Annotated in this window: 3 protein-coding genes; all 3 read right to left on the reverse strand. The window is 58.7% G+C overall.

Annotated features, from left to right (window positions below):
- On the reverse strand, positions 1-2,983 hold a 2,983-nt coding region (locus ABDJ40_RS24520), incomplete at its 3' end, for a calcium-binding protein (RefSeq protein WP_347613712.1).
- A 202-nt stretch (positions 2,984-3,185) separates the two neighbouring features.
- Positions 3,186-3,773 carry a hypothetical protein gene (locus ABDJ40_RS24525; RefSeq protein ID WP_347613714.1) on the reverse strand — a complete coding sequence of 196 codons (588 nt, stop codon included), beginning with the start codon at positions 3,771-3,773 and terminating at the stop codon, positions 3,186-3,188.
- Between the two features lie 36 nt (positions 3,774-3,809).
- A partial coding sequence (locus tag ABDJ40_RS24530; protein ID WP_347613715.1) for a glycosyltransferase occupies positions 3,810-4,295 on the reverse strand: 486 nt, incomplete at its 5' end.

Raw genomic sequence — 4,295 nt, forward strand, 5'->3', positions numbered from 1 at the left:
GGATGCTGTCGTTGCCCGAGGTGCCTTGCGTCACCGTCTTGGCCTTGATCGCTGCCTGGTCCCAGCTCACACCGTCGGCAAACTGGATCTGGTTGATCTTGCCCTGCCACCACGCATCACTGCCGTAGAAATTGGTCAGGCTCAGGCTGTCGCCCGTCTTGAAGGTGATCAGCAGATGGCTGCCCACGCGCTCGAAGCTCTTCAGGTCCGTGCTGGTCAGGTCGGTGAACTTGACCACGTCCCAGCGGCCACCGCTGCCGTCGTTCTCGTTCAGCACGTCCTGGCCGAAGCCGGAGGCGAAGACGAAGGTGTCCTTGCCAAGACCACCGTCCAGCGTGTCATTACCGGTGCCGCCCTGCAGCACGTCGTCGCCGTCGTCGCCATACAGCGCATCGGCTCCTTCGCCACCGTTCAAGGTGTCAGCGCCAAAGCCACCGCCCAGAGTGTCATTGCCTGCCTCTCCGTCCAGCGTGTCGTCGTCATTGCCGCCGAACAGGACGTCATTCCCCTGATCGCCGGTCAGCAGATCAGAGCCGTTGCCGCCCAGGACGGTGTCGTTGCCGTTGCCACCCGACAGCACGTCATTGCCGTCGCGCCCGTCAATGGATTGGTCTTGATCATTGCCCACCATCAGGTCGGGCCGCGAACCACCGACGAGGTTGCCGTCGGCCGCTGAGGCGAAACGCACAGTCCAACTGCTCAGCTCTTCCGTGAATGCACTGCCCCAGGAAGCGTCGGGAATGGCATCCAACTTGGCATGCAGGTATGCAATGCTGTCCCACCCTTGCAACAACGCGTTCTTCTCGCCGAAGGCGCTGATGAACTCCGTCAGCGCGACGATGCCGTCTAAGGGGTACACCTCAATGTAGGCATCAAAGAAGGCCTGCAAACGCGCGTAGTCATAGCGTCCATCCTTCTTGGCAGGATCGACAAGGAAGCTGGCGTACCGGGTCGGCAGCAGCAGTGATTCGTACACGTCCGTCTTGAAGCGCTCGTAGGCTAGGCTGATGTTAGCCACCTGCTCCGCCGACAGCGTGACGCTCATCCGTCCTTCGCTACCGGTCAACGCGGTGAATCGCGGCTGTCCGCCGGCACCACCATAGGTAAACCCCATGAATCGCTCGACCACGCCAAGTTTGCGCAGGAATTCCTCATATGCCGGGGTGCCTGCGGCGAGTCCTGCCAAGTTGTAGGCGAGCTTGACACCGCGCGAAGCCAGCGCTTCCGCCTGGCTCTTTAGCGGCTGGAGGTCAGACGTCTTGGCCCAGGATTCCAGCAAAGCGTCCAGGCGATCCGCCTGCATCCCCTTGGCAGCCAGCCGGGAGTATTCGCCAAGCAATCGACCAAGTTCAGGAGACAGGCTCACAGCCTCATTGAGATCCCGCACCCGTCCGGAACCGCGAAGCGACGGGAGGCGCTTGGCCAGATCTGTAAGAGGAATGCGGTCAGTGAACTTTCGATAGAAAGTATTGACCAACAAATCCAGGTTGGCCGCCGCACCGTTGGTTTCGCCCGCCACCCCGGCGGCACCATCAGTGCGAGTGAAGATGCCGGCCGCAGTTTGAATATTTCCGTTGCCGAGATCGACTCGAACTGCCTTGGGATTGACCCCGATTGAAGAAATACCCAGGGAGGCCAGACCGACCAGTTCTTCAGCCTGGCTCACGCCATCCTGATTTAAGTCGCGCCAGACATTCAGCTGGCCGAAAGCTGCGTCAAGCGCATCGATCTTCCCATCGCCGTTGTCATCCAGATCACCGAGAGCATCAAAGCCATCCGTGGCGAGCTTTCCATCTTTCTTGAGCGTATCAACGCCAAAGAGTTCGCGCCCGGAGTTGATGACACCGTCGCCATTGCGATCCAGTGTCAGCCAGCCGTCGTCAGGCAGCACCCAGCCCGTGCCGGTCTTGACTCCGTCACCATCATGATCAAAGAGGACCATGGCGCCCGTCCTGGTGCCGGTGGTTTCAATGCCGTCACCATCCAGATCCAGCACCAAAGGATCCCTGCGAGGGGGCGTACCTCCGGCAGAGCCCGCTCCTGCGCCGCCCGCGCCTGTACCGCCAGCGGAGCCATGCCCGCCCCCAGCGCCACCGGCACCGCTGCCAGCGCCTGCGCCGCCATCACCGCCCGAGCCGCCATCACCGCCCGAGCCGCCGTCGCCGCCCGAACCGCCGTCGCCGCCCGAACCGCCATCGCCGTCCGAGCCGCCATCGCCATCCGAGCCGCCGTCGCCGCCCGAACCTCCATCGCCGCCCGTGCCGCCATCGCCGCCCGTGCCGCCATCGCCGCCCGTGCCGCCATCGCCGCCCGTGCCGCCATCGCCGCCCGTGCCGCCATCGCCGCCCGTGCCGCCATCGCCGCCCGTGCCGCCATCGCCGTCCGTGCCGCCATCGCCGCCCGTGCCGCCATCGCCGCCCGTGCCGCCATCGCCGCCCGTGCCGCCATCGCCGCCCGTGCCGCCATCGCCGTCCGTGCCGCCATCGCCGTCTGATCCGCCATCGCCGTCTGATCCGCCCGCTCCGTTGTCATCAGGAAGCGAAATATCGCCGTCTGTGTCATACAGATCAGTTTCAACAGCCGTTTCTGGCATCGCCTGAACGTTCTTTTCAGCAGGCTTATGACCATTCAAGTACTCAAGCGCCCGCACTTGAATATCTCGCATAGTATTCGGCTGCTTCCCCATTTGCCGCCTATATGCAGCCGCCAGCCTTTCCATGAATGAACGGTAATTTTCTCCCGCCATCATTTTCGAAGCCGTCTCAATATATATCCTCTCCGCTTCCCGATAGCTTATATACCCCATTTCACCCGGACCCGACAAGCCAGAAGTATATTGAAATGCAACAGCAATAGCCTCTCGACTAGCAATCGCATCCACCAGCCCCGCAAGATCCTTATTCGATTCAGCGCGATCTAGTTCCAGCCTTTTATAAGATCTGAACAGCGCATGACCGATTTCATGAGAAAAATCGGCCAGCATTCGGCTATCGCTCTGATCTGGTCGTATTTTAATTAGAAAGTTTCCAGCCCTATCCGGGTACGTTTCAGAACCCTGACCCGGCGGACCCCAAATTACTTTAATTGGCCATTCTTTGAGCTCCGCGATCAACGCCCGAATGTATTGCCGTTCATACTCAGTTTCCGCTCCATCGAGCAGCCTCTGAAGAAATTCAAGTGGTGTCTCAAGCGCCATTTACATCACCCTCCATGTCAACACCATAGTTAAACTGAAATCCCCGCAACGTTTCGGTACATTGATAGCCCTTTCTTTCTGATTCAATTTCCAGAGAAAAGCCCCACCCACCAGTCCCATCAACCTTTGATTCAAAAGTCCCACAGGGCGTTCGATAGAATTTACTTTGATGATTTCCAAAAATTGAATTCCATCCCACCATCTCACGGTACATCTCTTGCAGATATACAGGCACATTGGATTTATAGAGAAAATTAATTCGTACGCCGGAATACTGATAATACCTTCGCCTCTCGGAAAAGACAGCCTGCCAGCTCACTCGATACTTGTGCCGCCCCACCTCCACATCACATTCCTGAGAACGTGGAATAGAACCCTCGAACTTTCCAGGATCGAAGCCGCAGTCAACAGGCAATCCGAACAAATCCTCAAAGAACAATCGACTGGGCACGCCTTTTAGATTGCCAATCTTTATAAGCTCTCTGAGCACGGCATTCGGTGCCGAACGGTCCGCATCGCCAGCCGACAAGCAGCTGGGCGCACAAAAAGCAAGCAACAGACAAAATATGTATCTCACATCACCACCAATTAATTAAATTCACGGAAAATTTAATCAGCACATCGAAATTTTGGAGAAAGTTTTCCCATATTTTCTTGCAGCAGCAACCGATCGCAGTTGCTGGTCTCCAGAGCCTTGACTAAAGATCGGCATTTGCGCTAGACCGCCCCTTACTGCCTCCGGCTTGAGCCCATCCACCAACATCCCACGGGGCCCTTCCGCTCCCGGATCCAACACCTCCCTCACCGGCGCCGTATCTGACCCCACCACATAGCACCCCGTCGCCATCGCTTCCAGACACGACCAACTCAACACAAACGGGTAGGTCAAATACACATGCGCTGACGACACCTGCAGCACCCGCTTGTAGTCCGCATAGGGGAGCTTGCCCATGAAATGCGTGCGCGTGGGGTCGAGCTGGCTCCCCACCTCGGCCAGCATCTTTTCCCGCCAGTTCTTCGCGTCCTTGGGCCTCGCCCCATAGCTGACATCGTCACCCCCCACGATCACCACATGCGCGTTCCTGTGCTCCCGCTGCAC

Origin of the sequence: Roseateles flavus, assembly GCF_039872765.1 — a bacterium.
Classification (GTDB): domain Bacteria; phylum Pseudomonadota; class Gammaproteobacteria; order Burkholderiales; family Burkholderiaceae_C; genus Roseateles_B; species Roseateles_B flavus.